The organism is Vibrio sp. 2132-1 (assembly GCF_033344315.1).
The window spans coordinates 1-579 of sequence record NZ_JAWPON010000616.1 but is presented as its reverse complement, the minus strand read 5'-3'; the positions used below and the strand labels follow the sequence as shown (position 1 = coordinate 579).

Below are 579 nucleotides of genomic sequence, written 5' to 3'. Positions count from 1 at the left end.
GCACGCCAGATTCTTCTCGTATTTGGGATGCAAAGGAGTACCAAGCAGGTAACATCGTTGAAAACTCGAAAGAAGGTTTCCGTCAGTTCCTACTTAACCACTTCCCTGACCCAGATATCTTATTAAACAAAGAACGTATGCCAGAGCGCGAAGCTCTTGCATGCGATAACGATCTTCCTGTTGAATCTTTGATGGATATTTCAAGAACCTACATTGGTATCGCCGAGAAAATTACAGGTAAACCAATTACGCTAAGCGAAAATCCAAAAGCTGAAATCATCGAAATTCTCAGCAAAGAATACGGTTTGATCGACTAGCTATCTGAAAGCTGATTGAAAATTGCCAATAAAAAAGTCCGCCTTGATGAGCGGACTTTTACTTTTTCGCAAGTTTAGATTAGATAATATCTAACGTTGTGCCGTTTGTCGTAGACGCCGACTTCGTCGTCACCTGATACTTTTTGTCTTTGATGGTCGACACCAAGTACCACGTCGATTGAGCGGCATCAGCAGTAAAGGTCACTCGCATAAAGCCACGTTGTTTGATGTCAGCCCATTGCAGCTCGGAGACTAAATGCGG

General features: G+C 43.0%; 2 pseudogenes. One reads left to right on the top strand and one right to left on the bottom strand.

From position 1 onward, the window contains the following. Positions 1-317 (top strand): annotated as a pseudogene (locus R8N47_RS26995) (phosphoribosylaminoimidazolesuccinocarboxamide synthase); the annotation flags it as partial. A gap of 79 nt (positions 318-396) precedes the next feature. Here R8N47_RS26995 and R8N47_RS26990 read toward each other — a convergent pair. After that, a pseudogene (locus R8N47_RS26990) lies at positions 397-579 on the bottom strand (alkaline phosphatase); the annotation flags it as partial.